The organism is Achromobacter colocynthidis (assembly GCF_057334535.1).
Genome location: NZ_JBHFIZ010000038.1, coordinates 1 through 1,322, shown reverse-complemented (window position 1 = coordinate 1,322; position 1,322 = coordinate 1). Strand labels below are relative to the sequence as shown.

The window sequence follows — 1,322 nt, the reverse complement described above, 5'->3', positions numbered from 1 at the left end:
GGATTTTCAATCCTCTGCTCTACCGACTGAGCTACCAGGCCAACACGTACACGGTGCAAAAAGCCCAGCGCGGCGGCTGGGCTTTTTTTGGGACTTGATATTGCTACCGCAATCCCAATAATTCTTTTGGTGGCCTGGGGCGGAATCGAACCACCGACACAAGGATTTTCAATCCTCTGCTCTACCGACTGAGCTACCAGGCCAACACGTACACGGTGCAAAAAGCCCAGCGCGGCGGCTGGGCTTTTTTTGGGACTTGATATTGCTACCGCAATCCCAATAATTCTTTTGGTGGCCTGGGGCGGAATCGAACCACCGACACAAGGATTTTCAATCCTCTGCTCTACCGACTGAGCTACCAGGCCAACACGTACACGGTGCAAAAAGCCCAGCGCGGCGGCTGGGCTTTTTTTGGGACTTGATATTGCTACCGCAATCCCAATAATTCTTTTGGTGGCCTGGGGCGGAATCGAACCACCGACACAAGGATTTTCAATCCTCTGCTCTACCGACTGAGCTACCAGGCCAACACGTACACGGTGCAAAAAGCCCAGCGCGGCGGCTGGGCTTTTTTTGGGACTTGATATTGCTACCGCAATCCCAATAATTCTTTTGGTGGCCTGGGGCGGAATCGAACCACCGACACAAGGATTTTCAATCCTCTGCTCTACCGACTGAGCTACCAGGCCAACGAAGTCCGCAACTATACACAATTTTTTGGGGCCACGCCAGCAAGGCGGGGCAATTCGCCAACAATTTTTCCGCCCCGGTTTCCGCCCTGACTGTTGGGTGAATGGCACGGATAGGTGCGACGCAGCGTCGCGGCAGGGGGCGGAACTGCGCTGGGGATAACCCGCAGGGGTATAATCTTCCAGTTATTTCGTGGCAGTCTTTTACGCATCCCACATGTCGGTAGCTGTCCTTGCCTTCGGTCTGAACCACACGTCCGCGCCGGTTTCGGTTCGCGAGCGCGTGTCCATGCCCGTCGATCTGGTCAAGCCCGCGCTGGAAGGTCTGCGTTCGGCATTCGGCGGTTCCGTCCGCGAAGCCGCCATCCTGTCCACCTGTAACCGCACCGAGATCTATTGCGCCGCTGACGGCCACGTTGCCGATCAACTGCCTGCCTGGCTGGCTGAACACAACCGCCTGGACGCCGGCACGCTGCGCCCGCACCTGTACCGCCATCATCAAGACGACGCCGTGCGTCACGCTTTCCGCGTGGCCAGCGGGCTGGATTCCATGGTGCTGGGTGAAACCCAGATCGTCGGTCAGATGAAAGACGCCGTGCGCGCCGCCGGCGAAGCCGGGTCGCTGGGTACCTT

General features: G+C 57.7%; 4 tRNA genes and 1 pseudogene. 1 reads left to right on the top strand and 4 read right to left on the bottom strand.

Annotated elements, in window-relative coordinates:
* Positions 1-127 precede the first annotated feature (127 nt).
* The 4 genes from ACE04A_RS24165 to ACE04A_RS24150 form a co-directional block, all read right to left on the bottom strand.
* A tRNA-Phe gene (locus ACE04A_RS24165) sits at positions 128-203 on the bottom strand.
* Between the two features lie 86 nt (positions 204-289).
* Positions 290-365, bottom strand: a tRNA-Phe gene (locus ACE04A_RS24160).
* Positions 366-451: 86 nt separating this feature from the next.
* Positions 452-527 (bottom strand) — tRNA-Phe (locus ACE04A_RS24155).
* An 86-nt stretch (positions 528-613) separates the two neighbouring features.
* A tRNA-Phe gene (locus tag ACE04A_RS24150) sits at positions 614-689 on the bottom strand.
* Positions 690-906: 217 nt separating this feature from the next.
* On the opposite strand from ACE04A_RS24150, the pseudogene ACE04A_RS24145 reads away from it, so the two are divergent.
* Positions 907-1,322 (top strand): annotated as a pseudogene (locus tag ACE04A_RS24145) (glutamyl-tRNA reductase); the annotation flags it as partial.